The 15,738-nt window shown below is 74.3% G+C and carries 22 protein-coding genes; 2 read left to right on the top strand and 20 right to left on the bottom strand.

The window, feature by feature from the left end; translation table 11 throughout:
- Positions 1-89: 89 nt before the first annotated feature.
- From IH44_RS0109035 to IH44_RS0109000, 8 genes are all read right to left on the bottom strand, one after another.
- Entirely contained in the window at positions 90-824 is a 735-nt protein-coding gene (locus tag IH44_RS0109035) for a hypothetical protein (protein WP_030458921.1), read from the bottom strand.
- Between the two features lie 16 nt (positions 825-840).
- On the bottom strand, positions 841-1,644 hold the full coding sequence (locus IH44_RS0109030; RefSeq protein ID WP_030458920.1) for a DUF317 domain-containing protein: 804 nt from the start codon (positions 1,642-1,644) through the stop codon (positions 841-843).
- 19 nt (positions 1,645-1,663) lie between these two features.
- Positions 1,664-2,119 (bottom strand): hypothetical protein, encoded by a 456-nt coding sequence (locus IH44_RS45265; RefSeq protein WP_030458919.1) that lies wholly within the window; start codon positions 2,117-2,119, stop codon positions 1,664-1,666.
- A gap of 14 nt (positions 2,120-2,133) precedes the next feature.
- Entirely contained in the window at positions 2,134-2,733 is a 600-nt protein-coding gene (locus IH44_RS45260; protein ID WP_030458918.1) for a hypothetical protein, read from the bottom strand.
- Position 2,734: 1 nt separating this feature from the next.
- Positions 2,735-3,121 carry a hypothetical protein gene (locus IH44_RS0109015; protein ID WP_030458917.1) on the bottom strand — a complete coding sequence of 129 codons (387 nt, stop codon included), beginning with the start codon at positions 3,119-3,121 and terminating at the stop codon, positions 2,735-2,737.
- 89 nt (positions 3,122-3,210) lie between these two features.
- Positions 3,211-3,915 (bottom strand): hypothetical protein, encoded by a 705-nt coding sequence (locus tag IH44_RS0109010; protein ID WP_030458916.1) that lies wholly within the window; start codon positions 3,913-3,915, stop codon positions 3,211-3,213.
- Positions 3,916-3,959: 44 nt separating this feature from the next.
- Positions 3,960-4,502, bottom strand: a complete 543-nt coding sequence (locus IH44_RS0109005; RefSeq protein WP_369794919.1) for a hypothetical protein — start codon at positions 4,500-4,502, stop codon at positions 3,960-3,962.
- Complete coding sequence (locus IH44_RS0109000; protein WP_030458914.1) at positions 4,472-5,179, bottom strand: hypothetical protein; 708 nt, start codon at positions 5,177-5,179, stop codon at positions 4,472-4,474. The genes IH44_RS0109005 and IH44_RS0109000 overlap by 31 nt, the downstream gene beginning before the upstream one ends.
- Before the next feature lie 15 nt (positions 5,180-5,194).
- On the opposite strand from IH44_RS0109000, the gene IH44_RS0108995 reads away from it, so the two are divergent.
- On the top strand, positions 5,195-5,578 hold the full coding sequence (locus IH44_RS0108995) for a hypothetical protein (protein WP_157852212.1): 384 nt from the start codon (positions 5,195-5,197) through the stop codon (positions 5,576-5,578).
- Between the two features lie 104 nt (positions 5,579-5,682).
- Here IH44_RS0108995 and IH44_RS0108990 read toward each other — a convergent pair whose 3' ends face one another.
- The 9 genes from IH44_RS0108990 to IH44_RS0108950 form a co-directional block, all read right to left on the bottom strand.
- On the bottom strand, positions 5,683-6,096 hold the full coding sequence (locus IH44_RS0108990) for a hypothetical protein (RefSeq protein ID WP_157852210.1): 414 nt from the start codon (positions 6,094-6,096) through the stop codon (positions 5,683-5,685).
- A 25-nt stretch (positions 6,097-6,121) separates the two neighbouring features.
- A complete protein-coding gene (locus IH44_RS0108985) occupies positions 6,122-6,883 on the bottom strand; it encodes a hypothetical protein (RefSeq protein WP_030458911.1) in 762 nt (253 codons plus the stop codon).
- Positions 6,884-6,894: 11 nt separating this feature from the next.
- The gene (locus IH44_RS40760) at positions 6,895-7,308 is read right to left on the bottom strand and encodes a hypothetical protein (RefSeq protein ID WP_030458910.1); all 414 of its coding nucleotides are present in this window, start codon (positions 7,306-7,308) and stop codon (positions 6,895-6,897) included.
- 48 nt (positions 7,309-7,356) lie between these two features.
- Positions 7,357-8,022, bottom strand: coding sequence for a hypothetical protein (locus tag IH44_RS0108975; protein WP_030458909.1), 666 nt, complete (start codon positions 8,020-8,022; stop codon positions 7,357-7,359).
- 40 nt (positions 8,023-8,062) lie between these two features.
- The gene (locus IH44_RS0108970; RefSeq protein WP_030458908.1) at positions 8,063-8,293 is read right to left on the bottom strand and encodes a hypothetical protein; all 231 of its coding nucleotides are present in this window, start codon (positions 8,291-8,293) and stop codon (positions 8,063-8,065) included.
- A complete protein-coding gene (locus IH44_RS0108965) occupies positions 8,290-9,561 on the bottom strand; it encodes an ATP-binding protein (protein ID WP_232794873.1) in 1,272 nt (423 codons plus the stop codon). The genes IH44_RS0108970 and IH44_RS0108965 overlap by 4 nt, the downstream gene beginning before the upstream one ends.
- A gap of 257 nt (positions 9,562-9,818) precedes the next feature.
- Complete coding sequence (locus IH44_RS0108960) at positions 9,819-10,259, bottom strand: DUF6238 family protein (protein ID WP_030458906.1); 441 nt, start codon at positions 10,257-10,259, stop codon at positions 9,819-9,821.
- 13 nt (positions 10,260-10,272) lie between these two features.
- The gene (locus IH44_RS0108955) at positions 10,273-11,736 is read right to left on the bottom strand and encodes an SCO6880 family protein (RefSeq protein WP_232794872.1); all 1,464 of its coding nucleotides are present in this window, start codon (positions 11,734-11,736) and stop codon (positions 10,273-10,275) included.
- 60 nt (positions 11,737-11,796) lie between these two features.
- Positions 11,797-12,828, bottom strand: a complete 1,032-nt coding sequence (locus IH44_RS0108950; RefSeq protein ID WP_369794922.1) for a type IV secretion system protein — start codon at positions 12,826-12,828, stop codon at positions 11,797-11,799.
- Between IH44_RS0108950 and IH44_RS47790 the strand changes: the two genes are divergently transcribed.
- Positions 12,785-13,051 carry a hypothetical protein gene (locus IH44_RS47790; RefSeq protein WP_232794871.1) on the top strand — a complete coding sequence of 89 codons (267 nt, stop codon included), beginning with the start codon at positions 12,785-12,787 and terminating at the stop codon, positions 13,049-13,051. The two genes, IH44_RS0108950 and IH44_RS47790, sit on opposite strands and share 44 nt — an antisense overlap.
- Positions 13,052-13,289: 238 nt before the next feature.
- Here IH44_RS47790 and IH44_RS0108940 read toward each other — a convergent pair whose 3' ends face one another.
- The 3 genes from IH44_RS0108940 to IH44_RS0108930 form a co-directional block, all read right to left on the bottom strand.
- Positions 13,290-13,988, bottom strand: a complete 699-nt coding sequence (locus IH44_RS0108940) for a hypothetical protein (RefSeq protein WP_030458902.1) — start codon at positions 13,986-13,988, stop codon at positions 13,290-13,292.
- Positions 13,988-14,305 carry a DUF6112 family protein gene (locus IH44_RS0108935; RefSeq protein ID WP_030458901.1) on the bottom strand — a complete coding sequence of 106 codons (318 nt, stop codon included), beginning with the start codon at positions 14,303-14,305 and terminating at the stop codon, positions 13,988-13,990. The genes IH44_RS0108940 and IH44_RS0108935 overlap by 1 nt, the downstream gene beginning before the upstream one ends.
- A 96-nt stretch (positions 14,306-14,401) precedes the next feature.
- Positions 14,402-15,568 carry a C40 family peptidase gene (locus IH44_RS0108930; protein WP_051816685.1) on the bottom strand — a complete coding sequence of 389 codons (1,167 nt, stop codon included), beginning with the start codon at positions 15,566-15,568 and terminating at the stop codon, positions 14,402-14,404.
- Positions 15,569-15,738: the final 170 nt, after the last annotated feature.

Here is a 15,738-nt window from a genome sequence, read left to right as displayed (position 1 = left end):
CGGGCGGCGATCACGGCGGGACAGAGGCCCGAGACGTGGGTGATCGGCCCGGCGGCCGGCGGGTGGTCAGCCGGCGGGGAACTGCGTGGTCAGCGGGAGGCGGACGCCTTGGCCGACGTAGGTGCGAGGGAGGCGAGCGGTGCGGGGGCGGCACCGGTCAGGGCGGCGGGCAGCGAGGGCGGTGCCGTGCGGGCGCGGGCGGCAGCGGCCCGCGGTGTGGCCGGGGCCGGCAACTGCTCGTCGATCTTGTCCAGGCGTTCCAGCTGGGCCTCGGCGACGCGGTAGCCCGCGGTGGTGAGCTGGGCACTGGCGTCCTGCAGAGCGGCGGCCATGGGCGAGCCGGACAGCAGATCCTGGTCGGTGAGGGTCTCGAGCCGCTGGGAGGCGGTGTCCAGCAGTGCGGTGAGCCGCTCCAGCAGGCCGGTCTCGGGGTCCATCACCGCGAGCGCCACCGTGGTGACGTCCTCCGCTGTGGTGGCCCGGTGGACCTGGGCGGTCGCCTGCACCAGTCGGGACTGCAGGTAGGCCAAGTCCCTTTCGCCGAAGGTGTTCTCGATCCTGCGGATCGGGAGTGGGGGCACCACCCTGGTGGGATACCCGGCGTCGGTGAGGAGCTGCTCGGCGAGGCGGATGCGCTGGTTGACGTCGCCGTGGCCGGCGTCCTCGGCGGTGAAGATCGCGCTGAGGCCGTCGTTGGCGAATCCGGCGCGGGCGAGGAGCGCCCGGCTGGCCAGGTCGGTGGCCTGGGCCCAGGCGCTGCCGGTAGTGGTGGAGCCGTCTCGCTTGGGGAAGCGGGCGAAGACGATCTCGGTGGGGTCGGGCACGGGGACTCCTTCCTGGTCAGCGGCGTGGGGGGTGGCCGTGGCCGGGGTGGCGGGGGTTGAACATGGCGCCCGCGTACTCGACGGCGGTGAACTGGCGCATGGGATCGGCGGGCGGGGCGGGCCACGTGGTCAGCTTCGGCAGCGCGGCCTCGGACAGGGAGCTGCGGCGGCGGACCACGGGCGCGGGATCGGTGATGGCGGAGGCCAGAATCGCCAAGTACCGCACGGGTGTTGAGTGGCCGAGAACGATGGTCCACTGGTCGCTCCAGGCGGGCCCGAAGGTGGCTTGTGCCATCCAGGCCCCCACGCCCTCCCCGCACCGGTCGTCGGTGGAGGCGGGTGAGTAGGTGAAGCCGGTGGTGCCATCCGGGGATGTGAGGCGGACGAAGTCTGGGTCGTCCTGGAGTTGCCAGCCGGCCTTCAACAGGGGGCGCCAGGCGGTCGTCGGCGAGGCGGTCGGCTCGGCGACGATCTCCTCCGGCATCGTGTAGCCGTCGGCGGCGATGGCCTGGACGAACGCGCCGACGATCTCCCCTGGGGTGTCCTTGGTGAACGTGGCCTGCCAGTACGGGACTGCGTCCGTCGGGTGCTTGCGGACGCTGACCCGGTAGAGGTGGAAGACCCGGTGCGGCTCCATCGCGATCTCGACACGCCGGTCCGGGCTGAAAGCGACGAGCTGGGCCAGGGATTCGTCGACCCTGTACGGCCACGAGTGGAGGTGGAGCAGCGGTGCCAGGACCGGCAGAGGGCCGGGGCCGGCGAGGTGGCGCGGCCGGACGAGCACCTCGTCCTGGGCGGCGGCCGTCGGTGAGGTGGTCAACGGTGGGGTCCTCGGGGTTTCAGCGGTGGGGAGGCTCGACGATGCGGGGGTGGGGCGGCACGGCGACGGCTGGGGCGAGGTGGACCGCGGCCGTGGCGCCGGCGGCCCGCAGGGCCGGGGACTGGGTGGTGGCGGCCCGGCTGCGGGTGGTCTCGTCCGCGGCCTCGGCGATGGCGTCGGCGGTGGCGGCCGTGCGGAACCCGGCGGCGGCGATGGCGGTGGCCTCCATGAGGAGCGGCTCCCACAGCGGTGGCCGGTCGCCGTACTGCTGGGCGACCTGACGGCCGATCTCGGTGACGGCGTCGGCGAGTTGATGGACCGCGCCGGGCATGAGGGTGAGGCCCAGCAGCACCTCGGCGGCCTCGTGGGCCGTCAGCGACGGGGCGATTTCGACGATCTCGGCGAAGGCGCGGCCGGCACGGGCGATGGCCTGCTCGGCGACTTCGAGGGGCCTGGCAGCGGGGGCATCGGACAACGGTCGTCCTCTTTCTACGGGCGCCGACCGGCTCGGGCCGCGGCGGAGACGACAGGAGAAGGGGTGGAGAGGAGACCGGGCCGGTGGCCGGCGGTGCCGGCCGTCGCCGCGCGGGGGCGGCGGGTACCGGTGCCGGTGCTGCGGCTCTCGGCGAGCTGGCAGACGGCCAGGGCGAGGGAACGGTCGCGGCCGGTGTCCACGACGCTGCCGTCCGGCCGGGCGAGAGGCGCGACGAGGCGGGCCTCGTGGCCGCCGAGCCGCAGTAGCGCCCACCGGCAGGAGGCGGGGTCTCCGTCGGTGGCGATCCCGGTGGCGGCCAGGATGCGCCGGGCGGTCTCCTGGAAGCGGTGGTCCGCAGGGCCTGCGGCGTCGGGGTCGGTGCGCAGGGTGCACTGCCACACCAGCCTCGTACGCAGGGCGGCGGCGGGCCCGGCCGGCGGTGGCAGGTGCGCGGCCAGTTCCGCGGCGAACGCCGCCTGGTGGAGCGCGGGCAGGTCCGCGACGGGGCGCCAGGCGTCGATCAGACGCAGGTCCTGCCGCTGCTGGGCGGCGGCGGCCGTGGCGGAGGCGAGCAGGTCGCGGGTGGAGGCGTAGCGGGCGATCGTGGGGTGCACGTCACCGTCCCGGGGCCGGTGCGACCGTGGGGCTGGCCGAGGCGAGCACCGGCGCCTCGACCAGAGGCGGGCTGTTGCCCAGACGGGCGGCGGAGCGGGCGAGTGCGGCCTGGTGGCGCTCGGCTGCGTCGAGTGGGCCGTCGTAGTCCCAGGGCCAGCGGCCACCGATCCGGTAGCGGCCTTGCTCGTCCGGGGTGACGGTCTCCGTGCCGCCGTCCCCGTCGTAGTCGGGCGACCACTCGAAGACCAGCACGTCGCCGTCCCAGCGGCCGGTCAGTCCGCAGTTGTCGGAGTGCAGGTCGACGATGATCCGCTCGGCGACCGGCCGGGAGAAGGCCGGGCTGCAGTAGGGCCCGATGAGGCCAGTGGTGTCGCGGGGGTCGACCATGCCTGGATAGGGCCCGTGTGCGGCGCCGTCGACGTAGAAGTGGTAGAGGCGTTCCGAGTTGGGGGGCAGCGCGTCTCCTGGGGGTCGGGTCAGCGGGAACGTGGGGGGTGGGAGGGGCGCGGGAGCGCAGTCGCGGCGGAGGGGGCAGCTCCTGCCGGCTGCCTTCCCGGCGACCCGGTGGTCGCGGCATTGGCCCGAGTGGAGCGGCGGACGGCGTCCAGGCCGGAGGACCACTGGGCGAGGTTGTCCGCGGCGAGGCTGGTTCGGGCGGCCTCGGCGCGGATCCGGTCGACGAGGTCGTGGTGACCTGGGGCAGTGGTAGCGCGGACCCGGTCGGCGCAGGCCCGAAGGATCTGTTCCAAGCCGTTCATGGCGTTGCCCGGGCCGATGGTGAGCTGGCCGAGGAGGTCGGCCAGCTCACCCGCGTCCTCCATCTCGCCTACCAGGTTCTCTACTTCGGCGAGGGCGATGGAGACGTCGGTCAGCGCTGTCAGGACGGCGGTGCTGCGGGCAGAGCCCTGCAGCGCGGGGTCGAGGTCGACGCTCCACTGGCCGTCCCGAAGCCGCGTCGCGGCCTCGGCTGCAGCCGCCTGCCGGTCGAGCGGGCCCTCCGGGACGGACCGCCGGGCGGGGTCGCCCTCGGCCGTCGGCGCTCGGAATTGCAGCGGTGCGAGAAGCGCGAGCGCGTCGGCCGGCCCCGCTGCCTCGATGCTGCCGTACAGACCGTGGCGGATCGCGACCGGCTCGGGCCGGTGGTCGGCGGGTGCTTCCGGTGTGGGCAGGGTCGGCTCCAAAGGTGGGAGGGCAGGTCGCCGGGTGGGAGTGGTGGGCCCGGTGCTCAGTTCGGGTTCTCGGTGACGCGGTCCGCGCTGGTGGCGGCGGCGGCCAGCTCGGGGAGGTCGGCCGGCTCGGACTCGCGCTGGTCGATCCACCAGCTGGCCTTGTCCAGCGTGCGCAGCTGCTCCTCGACGGCGAGCCACGCCTCCTCGGTGATCGTGCCCTCGACCACCAGGGCCTGGTAGGCGGTGGTCACGAGCTGGTGCCGGCAGCGCTCGCCCCAGGCGATGGCCCGCTCGGGGCCCTCCAGCGGCGGCATGCCGAACTGGGCGGCCCAGGTGGTGGCGGCCTCCTGCTCTTCGGCGCGGCGGGCGGCGATCCACGCCTCGCGTTCGGCGGTGTCCTCCTTTCGCTCGGCGAGCCAGCAGTCGCGGCAGGAGCGGGTGGCGAGCCAGCGGGCGTAGCCGGCGCGCTTGTCGGCGGGTCGGGAGGACAGGTCGTGGTCGACCGCGTGTCCGCAGTCGTGCTCGACGGTCCAGTTCTTCTTGACGGCCAGGGCGATTCTCCTTGTGGTTAGCGGGAGTTGGTGTTTCCGGCGGCCCACGCGATGCGGGGGTCGACGGCCGGGGCGGACGCGGCCGTGGTCGCGGCGGCGGTGGCGTGCAGGGCGGCGGAGGAGCGGAGTCGGCCGCTGGTGGCGAGTGCGGCGCGGGCGCGGGGGCTGGCAGCGCTGCTCGTGCGGGCGGCCGGTGTGGCGGTGGGGCGGGCCGCGACGGCGGCGAGGTCCTTGCCCGCGCCGGCGAGCACGGTGGTGGCTTCGGCGACCACGGCCTCGATCCGCGTCAGGTCGACGCTGCCCGGGTTGGTGCGGACCTGGTCCTCGATGGCCCGGAGCCGGGAGGCGATCTCGGCGCTCAGCGCGGCCCGGTCGTGCAGCATGGCGTCCGCGCGCTGGTCGTCCCGGCTCGGTCCGGTCGGCGGATGGACGATCGTGTTGAACGGGTCCGGCGCGGTGGGGGTGACGGGTCCGAGGATGGGGGCCTTGAACACGCGGGTCTCGAACGGGTCGTCGTTCTGCGCGGCCCGGGCCGGTTCTGCGGCGGCCGAGGGAGGGGTGCGGTTCATCTCCTCGATCAGCCGGGTGGCGAACGGGTCGGTGGACTCGTACGGGCCGCTGAGCGGTTCGAAGGCGAGGTCGGAGGCGACCCGCAGCCCCTTGCTCCGAAGCGTGGAGACGGCGGTGGCGGCCCGCTTGTCGCCCTCGAACTCGGGCTCGTCCATGACGTAGAGGCCCGGGTGGCGTCCGCCGGTGGTGGTGAAGCCGGCCTCGGCGAGCGCGTACGCGGCAGCCGGGTTGCTGTGCGGGTTGGTGGCGACGATGCCCAGCTGCGGGTGGCGGCCGATGTGGACGTCGAAGCCGCGGGGCGGAGCCGGGGCGCTGACCTGGACGACGGCGTCCGGGCCGGCGGCGCGGGCGGCCGGGCTGTCCGGACCGGGACGGGTCGCGTCGGTGTAGTCGAAGGCGGGGTCCGCGGAGACCTGGACTCCGGCCCGGCGCAGGGCGGCGGTGGTTTGCCGGGCGTGCAGGAAGATGTTCTGCTCGCTGCGGTCGAGGGCGTGCCGCCCGTCGGCCAGCTGGCGGAAGCCGGCGCGGGCGAGCAGCGTGTGGGCGGTCGGTGAGGCGTCGGGGCCGACCTCGGCGACGACGCCGAACTGCGGGTCGCGGGTGATGGAGACGTGCTCGGGGGTGATGCGCTGCTCCTCGGGGCAGATGGCGGACGCGGTCAGCGGCGGGCGGCCGGTGCCGGCGACGGGGACGTGGGCACGGCGGGGCGGGACTGGTCGGATACGACTGGGGCCTGTGCCGCGGTAGCGGTGATGGCGGCGGCGGCCCGTGCCGCCGCTGAGGGGGCGACGGTGACGGCAGCGCCGTCGAGGCCGGCCAGCTGGGCGGACCGGGAGGCAACCGGAACTCCCATCTCCCTTAGGTTGGCTGCGAGTTGGGCTGCCGCCCTGGACTGGGCGATCGGGTCGCGCTCGGCCAGGGAGTAGCGCTCCGGGGCGTCCGGGAGGCCGAGGCGGAACCCGGCGTCGGCCAGGGCGGCGAGGACGGCCGGGTCGCGGCTGGTGGTGGTGGCGGTGATCCCGGCGGAGGCCAAGCGGCGGAAGGTGACGCCGGCGGGCTGCTGGTGGGGCAAGCGGGTGTTCTCCAAGGGGGCTCGGTCAGCGGGCGGCAGTGCGGCGGGGAGGCGGTCCGGGCGGCAGTGGCACGGTGGAGGGGGCGGCTGCCAGCCGTGCCCGCCGCGTTGGACGGGCGGCCTGGGCACGGGCGGCGGGCGGGTGGGTGGTGTCCCGCAGCTGCGTCGCCCGGAAGTCGCGGCGGGCCTGCGGCCCGTACCAATCGGCGTAGTGCTCGGTCACGTTGAGGTGCTGGGGGTCGTGCCGCAGCACCATGTAGGTGTGGGCGTCGGGGCCTTCGGGGGTGCGGGCCAGCCACCACCCGACGCCGTCGTCCCAGGCGTGCATGGCCTCCACGACCACGGTGCCGGACACCACCTCGCGGGCGAGTGCGCGGTCGGCGGGGATCAGGCGGCCGGCCGCCAGGTCGGCGGAGACGATCGCCCGGGCCGTCTCGGCGACGCGGTCGGCGTCGGGGAAGGGGCCCTCGTCCTGCAGCCACCGGTAGTGCTCGGACAGGTCGCCGTTGCGCTGCTCGGGGTGGTGCCAGTTGGCGACCGGCACCCGGGCCGCGACCAGCTGGTCGACGAGCCGTCCGGCCCTGCGGATCTGCTCGTGCGGTTCGACGCTGCGGCGTTGGTGCCAGCAGTCCAGCGTTTCGCCGCGCCTCGAGAACCCGGCCTGGTAGATCGCTTCCCGGGCGGGCTGGGGCACCTGGCCGTTCAGCACGACGAACTCGCCGTGGTCGTAGTCCCAGCCGAGGGTCACCAGGCCGCCGGTGGTGCCGGGATCCGTCGTCGTGGGCATCAGGCTCCCGATCAGCGGCGCCGTGCCGAGGCCGGAGAAACCGTCACCGGAACCGGCGCCGGGCCGGTGGCCAGGGTGGCCTCGGCCGCCTTCCGCTTCACCTCCTCCTCGCGAGCCTGGAGCAGCCGCACCAGGTCGGCCTCCAGCGCATCGCGCTCCTCGGCCGCCTCCTCCAGCTTCTCGAACTGCGCATCCAGCTCGTCGAGGACGGCGTCGTCCACGCGCCGCTGGGCGGTGGCGACGTTGACCAGCCGCACGCGCTGGAAGGACACCGCGGTCTCGGCGGCCACCAGCGCGCGGTGCGTGTCGAGCACCCGCGCGGTTTTCGCGTCGGCCCGCGCCTGGTTGGCGATCAGGGCGGTGATGCTCTGGCCGAGGGCGGCCTCCAGGCGGGCGTCCTGGCGGGTGAGCGTCATGGTCGACATGCATCTCCAAGAGGTAGGAATGGCAGCAGAGTTGGCGGGAGGTGAAGGTCAGAACGGGGGTTCCGGGCCCCGGCCGGCGAGTCCGGCACCGATCACCGGGGGCGGCGGTCCCGCAGGGAGCGCTCCCGGACGGCCGAGCACCACGGGGGAGGTCCGGCGGGCGGCGGCGGCCCGCCGGGCGCCGGGCACCGGAGCCTCGGCCGCGTACCCGTACGAGGTCCACTCGGCTCGCGCGGAGGCGAAGGTGGCGTGGCGGCTGGGGCCGTAGTGGCCGCTGCCCTGCTCGGTGTAGAGGACCGCCGCCTCGCCGGCCCCGGGGTAGTCGACGAGCAGCTCGACCGACCCCTCGGGGTCCTGGTGGTGCGCGTGGATCACCAGGTGGCCGGCGGCGACGTCCTCACTCACCAGGTGCACCCAGACGGTGCGGTCGCCGAGCGTCCGCGGCGGGCCCGGGGGTGCCGACGTCCCCAGCGGCGGTGGGGACTCGGCGCGTAGGCGCTGCTCGTCCGCGCTGTACACCCGGGTGATCCCGTAGTCGGCGGAGGCGAGCAGCCGCCGGGCGTCGCGGATCTGCCGCTCGGCGGTGGAGGCGCTCGTGTCGCGGCGGATACGGTGCAGCCGCAGGGCGTCGTCTCGGACGAATCCGGCCTGCTCCAGCCAGTACGCGCTGCGCCGGTCGGGAGGGTCGGCGACGATGGTGTCCCGGTCGGGCAAGTGGGCAATGGTGACGTGCGCGATGACAACTCCTGGCGGTTCAGCGGTGGTGGGTGGCGCCGGCCAGGGCAGGCACTGCTGAGCCGGGAGCGGTGACCTGAGCGCCGACGGGCGCGGTGGCCGCTCGGCCACCGGATCCGGGACGCAGTCCGGCGTGCTGCAGGAGTCCGCCCGCGGCGAGGCCGGGCTGTGCGACGATGACGTTGCAGGGGTCGGCCGGATCGGAGCCGGTCACCACGCGGGACAGCCGCGGGCGGCCGGGCGTGATCATGCCGAATCCGGGGCCGCATGCATCCGGGCGTCCGTGTCGAACAGGGCCAACTCGGCACGATGCAGCAGATGTTGGACAACGAACGAACGCCCTGCCACCTTCCACAGGCCGCGGCCCTTGCCGAGGGCGGCGATGGCGGCGGTCTCGACGCCGCTGAGGCCGAGCAGGCCGGCGGTGGCGGCCAGCTGGTCGCTCTCCTGCCGGTAGATCACGCGGGTCGCGCAGTCGGTCAGCAGGCCCTCGGCGAGCGCCCGGGTCCGGGAGCCGGCGTCACCGGCCGACAGCAGGTCGGACAGGCGGTGGATGATCAGCATGTTCGCGATGCCCAGACCGCGGCTCAGCTTCCACTGGCTCTGCATGCGTTCCAGCAGCGCCGCGTGCCGCATCACGCGCCACGCCTCGTCGTAGATCACCCACCGGCGACCGCCGTTGGGGTCGCTGAGCGCCGCCTCCATCCAGGCGGACGCGCAGGTCATCGCGAGCGTCAGCGCGGTGTCGTCGCCGGAGGAGCCGAGCCGGGAGAGGTCGATGGTCAGCATCGGGCTCTTCGGGTCGAACTCGGCGGTCGACGGCGCGTCGAACATTCCCGCCAGGTCGCCGTTGACCAATCGGCGCAGGGCGTGGGCGAGGTCCTGTGCGGCGGCGCCGACGCGCCGGGTTGGGTCGCCGAGCGCGGCGTCCAGAACGGCGGGCTGCCCGAGGACGGCCGCGACGTCGCCCAGCAGCGGGACCTGGCCCGTGCGCGCGGAGCGGTCGACCACCGCGTCCAGGGCGATGTCCATCGCCGTGTACTCCATCGGCGCCAGGTCGCGCCGCAGCACGGTGCGGGCCAGCGAGCCGAGCAGCAGGAGCCGGCGCTTGCGGACCTCGCCCGCCCAGTCCGCCAGGTCGACGCCTGCCGGAGGGGCCGGAGCGTCGAGCGGGTTCAGCCTCCCGGGAAGCCCCGGGCCCAGCGCGATCGTGGTCCCGCCGATCGCCTCCGCGACCGACGTCCACTCCCCCTTCGGGTCGCACGGAACGTAGACGCGGTAGCCAAATGCCGTGCTGCGCAAGGCGATCGACTTCGCCAGCGCCGACTTCCCCTGGCCGATCACGCCCGCGATCAGCGTGTTCGGGTTTGTAAAATTTTCAACTTTCCCGTACAGGGCGAACGGGTCGAAGACGAAGCTGGCCTCGGCGTGGACGTCGCGGCCGATCAGGACTCCCGCCGACCCGAGGCCGCCCTCGGCGAGGAAGGGGTAGGCGGCCGAGGCGGTCGCGGTGGTCATGCGGTGCGCTGGAAGCCGCAGTCGGCCGCCGCGCAGGGAGGCGGGGCCGGGACGGCCGGCGGCGGGGTAGGTGGGGAGGAGTTCGGCGTTCTCCTCGCGGCGGCTCTTCGGGCGCTGCGGGCGGCCGGCCTGGCGGGCGGCGCGGCGGGCGGCGGCGAGGTCGCGCTTGGCCTGACGGCGGGCGGAGCGGTCCGAGCGGGTCGGGGTGAACAGGGGGGTGGCACTGGCGGAGCGGGGGCGCAGGAACGTTTCTCCTGTCAGATGCGAGGGGCTGTGGTCGGGGTGCCGCGGAGCTCGGAGGGGGTGGCGATCACCCGGACGCGGCCCGAGGTGGTGCTGTGGCGCTGGCAGATCACCATGTCCGGGGCGCCCTCCGGCAGCCGCAGCGCGCACGCCTCGCGGGTGGGGCGGCGCCCGTCGGCGCGCGGGGCGCGGTGGTAGGCGTCGTGGAGGGCGTCGCACGTCTGCCAGAGCCGGATGCGGGCGGCGTGGAGGTGGCCGGCCTCGGCCGGGGCGAGCGGCCGGGTGGTGCCGGTGTGGGTGTCGAGCAGCGCGAACAGGGCGACGCAGTGAGCGTGAAGCGCGTCCAACTCGCCTCGGGAGACAGGCTCTTGCTCAGGTATGGCGGTGTGGTGGTGGACGTCGACGCCGGCAGTGGCGAAGCGCAGGAGGCGGTGGTCAGTCGGTGGGTGGTGCACGGCTGGCCTCCCGTCAGGTGCGGGCGAGCGGGAGCGCGCCCTGGGCGAAGGCTTCGGCCTGCTGCCAGCGCAGGAGCCGCGGGTCCAGACCGGTGCCGGCGGCGGCGGTCTCGATCGAGGCGCAGGCGCGGCGCAGCTCTTCCGGGTTGTCGGCCGAGACGACCACCAGGCCTGTCAGGTCGACGTCGGCGTGGCCGGAGATCAGCTCGCGTTCGTGCTGCTTGGCATCGGCGTACTCCATCGAGTCCGCCTCGGAGTCGACCTGGCCCTTACGGACCCGCTCGGCGGCGTCCGCGACGATCGACGCCTTGGTGCGCTGCACCGCCTTGAGCGCGGCATCCAGTGCCTGCGGGCCGTAGGTGAGGGAGAGGGTCCGGCGGGCGCCGCCGGCGAAGACCAGCGGGTGGAGGAACCCGTGGGTGACCTCGGAGCGGGGCCACTGCTCAATCCAGTACACCGCGTGGCAGGCGGTGTCGGTGGTCAGGCGGCCGGGCTCCTCGACGACCACGACCGGGCCGGCGGCGGCCGGGTCAGCGGTGGCCTCGCCCGATTCCGACCACTGCTCCAGGTTGGCGAGGGCCCTCGGGTCGTAGGCCGAGCGGATCACGGCGGCGATCTCGCCGGTGCTGAGCCAGCCGCGTGGGTTGAGGCCGGCGTTGCGCAGCGACTGCTCGAAGCCGGGCACCAGCTGGGCCAGGACGCTGAACGCGCCGGACAGGCCGCCGCCGGCCTCGCCGATCAGGCGGCGGGCGCCCTTGAGGTCGAGGCTGATGGCGATGTACGCCTCGTGCGGGGCCGCGGTCGGGCCGGCGGCGGCGAGGAGGTCCTCGTAAACGGGGCCCGCGACCGCAGCTTCGGGGCGGCCGTTCTCCGCCCAGTACCGGGCGAGGGCGTCGCCGCTGTCGGGGACGGTGCGCTCGATCACCTGGACGGTGGTGATGTAGCCGGTGCGGGCGAGCGAGGCCAGGCACCGGCCCCAGGCGCTCACGTTGCCAGCCTGGGTGGCGGGGTCCAGCAGGGCGAACGCGCGGGAGCTGACCCGGATGACGGCGGTGAGCGTGCCCTTCTGGGGGTCGTGGACCGCGCCGAGCGTGCCGCCGGGGGCGGTGACGGCCCGCAGGCTCGCCTCGGTGCCGGGCAGGTGGAGCAGGCCGTCGCGGCGGGGCCGGGTGGCGGGCCGGGCGAGCCAGACGAGCTGGCCCTTGGCGCGGCGGAGGTAGTACCGGATGAGGATCGGGGCCCAATCTGCCACGGAGCGGCTGTGGAAGCGGACGAGGACGAGGGCGGCGGCCAGGGCCCAGAGCGGGGTGGCGAGGGCAGCCCCGGCGAGTCCGGTGGCGACCATGGTGGCCAGGAGCATCGCGCCGGCGGTGCCGACGACGGTGAGCTGGGCGGCGGTCAGCCCGAGCAGGACTCCCCGTCGGGATCGGCTGGGGAAGCGGACGGTCGGTGTGGGAAGGTCGGCCGACAGGGGCAAACTCCTTCGGTCGGGGCGGGGACACCGGCCGGGGCGGACGGTGGCCCCGGCCGGTGCTGGTCAGGAGGTCGGCGGCGTGGAGGGGCCGACGGGGCTGCTCGGTGCCGAGGCCGGACCGGTCGCGGCCACCGACGGGGTGGCAGGCCCGGCGGCCGACGCCGGCGGGCCAGCGGGCGCCTGAGCGGCGCCGCGCGCGCCACGTGCGGCGCTGAAGACGACCTGCGGCACGGCACCCCCGCCCCCGCCCGCGGCGGCAACTGCGCTCGTGGGCTTGGCGGGTGTTCCATCGCTCGCTCCGCCCCCGGAGGACTGACCGGAGGCCAGGGCCCGGGAGATCAGCGGCTGGCCCTGGTCGCCTCCCGACTGGGCGCGGCGGGTGATCAGCGCCTTTCCGACCGCGTCGCCGCCGGAGGAGGTACCGGGGAAGCGGAAGGTGTTCTGCGACGAGGACGAGCCTTCGCCGGAGCCCGAGTTTCCGCCGCTGCCGCCGGCCGGGGCGTCCTGGCCGGGCACCTGTGCCGGGCCCTGCGGGGCGGCTCCGCCCATCGCTGCGCCGCCCGCTCCGCCGGCGCCCGCGGTCGCGGCCATCCGGGCGCCCTTCTGGGCGGTCGCGGCTCCGACCTGCAGGCCGGTGGCGGTGCTGCGGTGCAGGTCGTGGGCCTGTCCATCGCCTGCCCAGTGGACGAACTTGTAGATCGCCATCGGGCTCAGCCGCACCAGGGCCATGACGACGAGGCCGGCGATGATGTCCGACAGGGCCTGGATGCCGTCCTTGGTGTCGCTCTGGCCGAGCGCGGAGACGCCGACGAGCATGATGATCGTCATGATCAGTTTGCTGAACACGACCGTGGCGGTGGCCTCGATCCACTTCCGGCGCCAGTCGCGGGTCGGCTCCCACGCTCCGCCGGCCGCCGCGAAGGGGGCGAGCACGACGAGCACCAGGATCGTCACCTTGCGCAGGACCATCGCGCCCCAGTAGAGGATCGCCCCGGCCGCGCAGCCGAGCGCCACCAGCGCCGGGATCGCCCAGCCGAGCGGCGTCGTGACGGTGATCATCGAAACCTTCACCAACCGCCTGACCGCGTCGTCCATGCTCGAGTTGGCGATCTGGAACAGCCCCCGGCTGAGGGCGTCGACGATGACGAGGGCGACGCCGGTGAAGGTGATCGCCGTCATCGCGAACAGGGACGCCGAGACGGTTCCGGTCACGGCCTGGCCGAGCGCCTGGCCATCCCGCCTCCACGCGGCGCGGATCAGCTGGAAGATGAACGTCATCACCAACATCACCAGTGCGATCGGCAGGATCGTCGCGTAGTTGGTGCGGAACCACTCCGCGCCGAGGTCGACCGAGGTCGTCTTGTCGACGGCACGGGAGGCGAGGTCGACCGCGCTCTTGGCGAGGTCGCCGGCGCTCTTGGCGACCCAGTTGCCGATGGAGTCGGTGACGGAGTCGCTGACGCCGCCGACGATGACGTCACAGAGCAGGCCGGATCCGGGTAGATCACAGAAACCGATGGGCGATCAACTCCTCTGGTGAGGACCGTGGTTGTAGGTCAGGGGTAGACGGTGGTGGCGATGGAGGCGAGCGCGCAGTCGCGGCCCGGCCGGCACTGGACGGCCAGAGTGAGGGCACGGTCCTCCGCGCCCCGGCCGCCGTCGTTCCAGCTGACGGTCTGCTTGCCGGTGACGGTGACGGCGTAGACGTAGGCGATGGTGAGCTGCGAGGGGTCCTTGCCGATGGCCTGCTGCCAGGCGGCGGGCAGGTGCGCCTCGGCGGCTTCGCCGGTGGCGTGCTGGCCGTTGTCGCGCATCCGGCTCCACAGGACCGGGTTCGGCAGCTGGGCGGCGAGGGCGTCCGGGTCGGCGTACTTGCTCTCGCCGGTGAGCCAGCTGCGGAGGCCGGCGAGCTGCTGGGGCTGGGTGGCGGTGCGGGTGTCGTAGCTCCACAGCGCGGTGGCGAACGCCGTCGCGAACTTGAGGGGGTCGCTGGTGCGCGGCGGGGCAGCGACGACGGACACGCCCGGTGTCGCTCCGGCCGAGGGGGTGGAGCCGGAGTCGTGCGGCGAAGCGGTCGAAGTCGCGGAGACGGGAGGAGAGGAAGGGGGGTTGGCGGCGCTCGGGGTGCGGTGGTCGCCGCCCGCCAGCCGGGCGGTGAGCCCGGCCAGCAGGGCGACGACCACGAGCACGCCCAGGCCGATCAGCAGCCGGCGCAGCATGGTGGACTGGCCGGTGAACGGCGAGGACTTCGGCATCAGTGGACGCTGGTCCCCACCGTCGAGAAGAAGCTGACGATGCCGTTCGCGGCGCCCAGCAGGAGGGCGCAGCCCGCGGCGACCAATGCGCCCTGCTTGCCCTTCTGCTCGCTGCCGTGCGATCCGGTGTGGTGGCCCCAGGCCCAGACGATGCCGCTGACGCAGAGCGCGCCGACGACCGCGATGATGGCGAAGAGGTTGATCGAGCCCACGGTGGACTTCAGGACGGACAGGCCGGGCAGGCCGCCTTCGCTCGGCTTGATGCCGGGGTCGTACGCCAGCTGCGTGGCGGCGTCGGCGAGGTAGTAGGTGAGCAAACACACTCCACGGCTAGAGGGGCAGGAAGATGCGCGGGCGGCCCGCGCGGGAGGGGGAAGGTGCGCGAAGTGCGCTGAGAGGGACGGCCGTTGCCGTCAGGGGGCGATGCGCCGGGCGGCGATGATGTCCGGCTTCCACGACGCGAGCGTGGCGATCTTGACCACGTCGCCCGTCTTGGGGGCGTGCACCACGAGGCCCTGGCCGATCGCCATGCCCACGTGCTCCGGCCCGTCCGGGCCGGGCCGGGTGTACAGCAGGTCGCCCGGGCGGATGGCGTCGACGCTCACACCGGTGCCGTTGTGGACCTGCTCGTAGGTCCGGCGCTCGATGGTGATGCCGCCGGCCTTGTACGCCTGCTGCGTCAACGAGCTGCAGTCGCAGCGGCCCATCGGGTCCTGGCCGTGTGCGTCGGTGCAGGTGCCGCCCCACTGGTAGGGCGTGCCCAGCTGGCCGAGCGCGAACTTGATGGCGTTCTGGACCGGCAGCGGGACGTCGGTGGGGATCTGGTAGCCGGCCGGCAGGACGCCGGGCGGGATGATGCCCCAGTTCGTTCCGTCGTCGCCTCCCGTGCCGCAGCCGCTCGGCGTGGCCGGCGCGGACGGGTTCGGTGACGGAGTCGTGCTCGGAGAAGGGGCGGGACCGGGAGTCGAACCTCCGGACAGCACCTGGGAGATGGCCTGCTGCAAGGCGGTGGCCAGCGGCTCCCACTTGGCGTAGGCATCCGGATAGCCAGACCGCTGGACCTTCTGGGCCGCCACGGTGAGCGGCAGCTGCTCCCAGCCGGGAACCTCCAGCAGGGCCTTGTAGAACCGGGTCGAGGCGTACACCGGGTCCTGGATCTGCTCGGCCGTGCCCCAGCCCTGCGACGGGCGCTGCTGGAACAGGCCGAGCGAATCCCTGTCCCCGTAGGACAGGTTCCGCAAGGTCGATTCCTGCAGCGAGGTGGCCAGGGCGATGACCTGCCCGCGGGCGGACACGTTCATCGAGATGCCGGTCGCCACGATCGTCTTCGCGAAGGGGATCTGCACGGCCGGGTTGTCCAGGCCGGCGACGGGTCCGACCTGCCCGGTCGCGCCGTCCAGGATCTTCTTGACCTGGGCGGCGACGGCCGCGCTGTCCACAGGCTGTGGACCGGGGCCCGGTGTGCAAGTGCCGGACTTGGTCGAGTCGTTGGCGGTGACCGCCAGGGCGGGGAAGGCGATGGCGAACGGTGCCAGGAGCAGGCCGGCGAGACCGCCGCCGACCCACTTCTGCCAGCTCATCGCGCCCTCCGAACGTCACCTCCGGCCGCGGCGGCGCGGGGGTCCGGCGGGCGGGGCTTGGGCATCCGCATCCGTGCGGTGAGGGCGAGCAAGGCGGGGGCTCCTGTCGGATCGTGCGGCGGGGTGCGGGTGGCCCGCCCAGCCGGTAGGCGGGCGGGCCGGCGGGGGCG

The sequence above is a fragment of the Kitasatospora sp. NRRL B-11411 genome, from assembly GCF_000721345.1.
Lineage (GTDB): Bacteria > Actinomycetota > Actinomycetes > Streptomycetales > Streptomycetaceae > Kitasatospora > Kitasatospora cineracea.
This window is presented reverse-complemented; position numbering and strand designations above follow the sequence as displayed.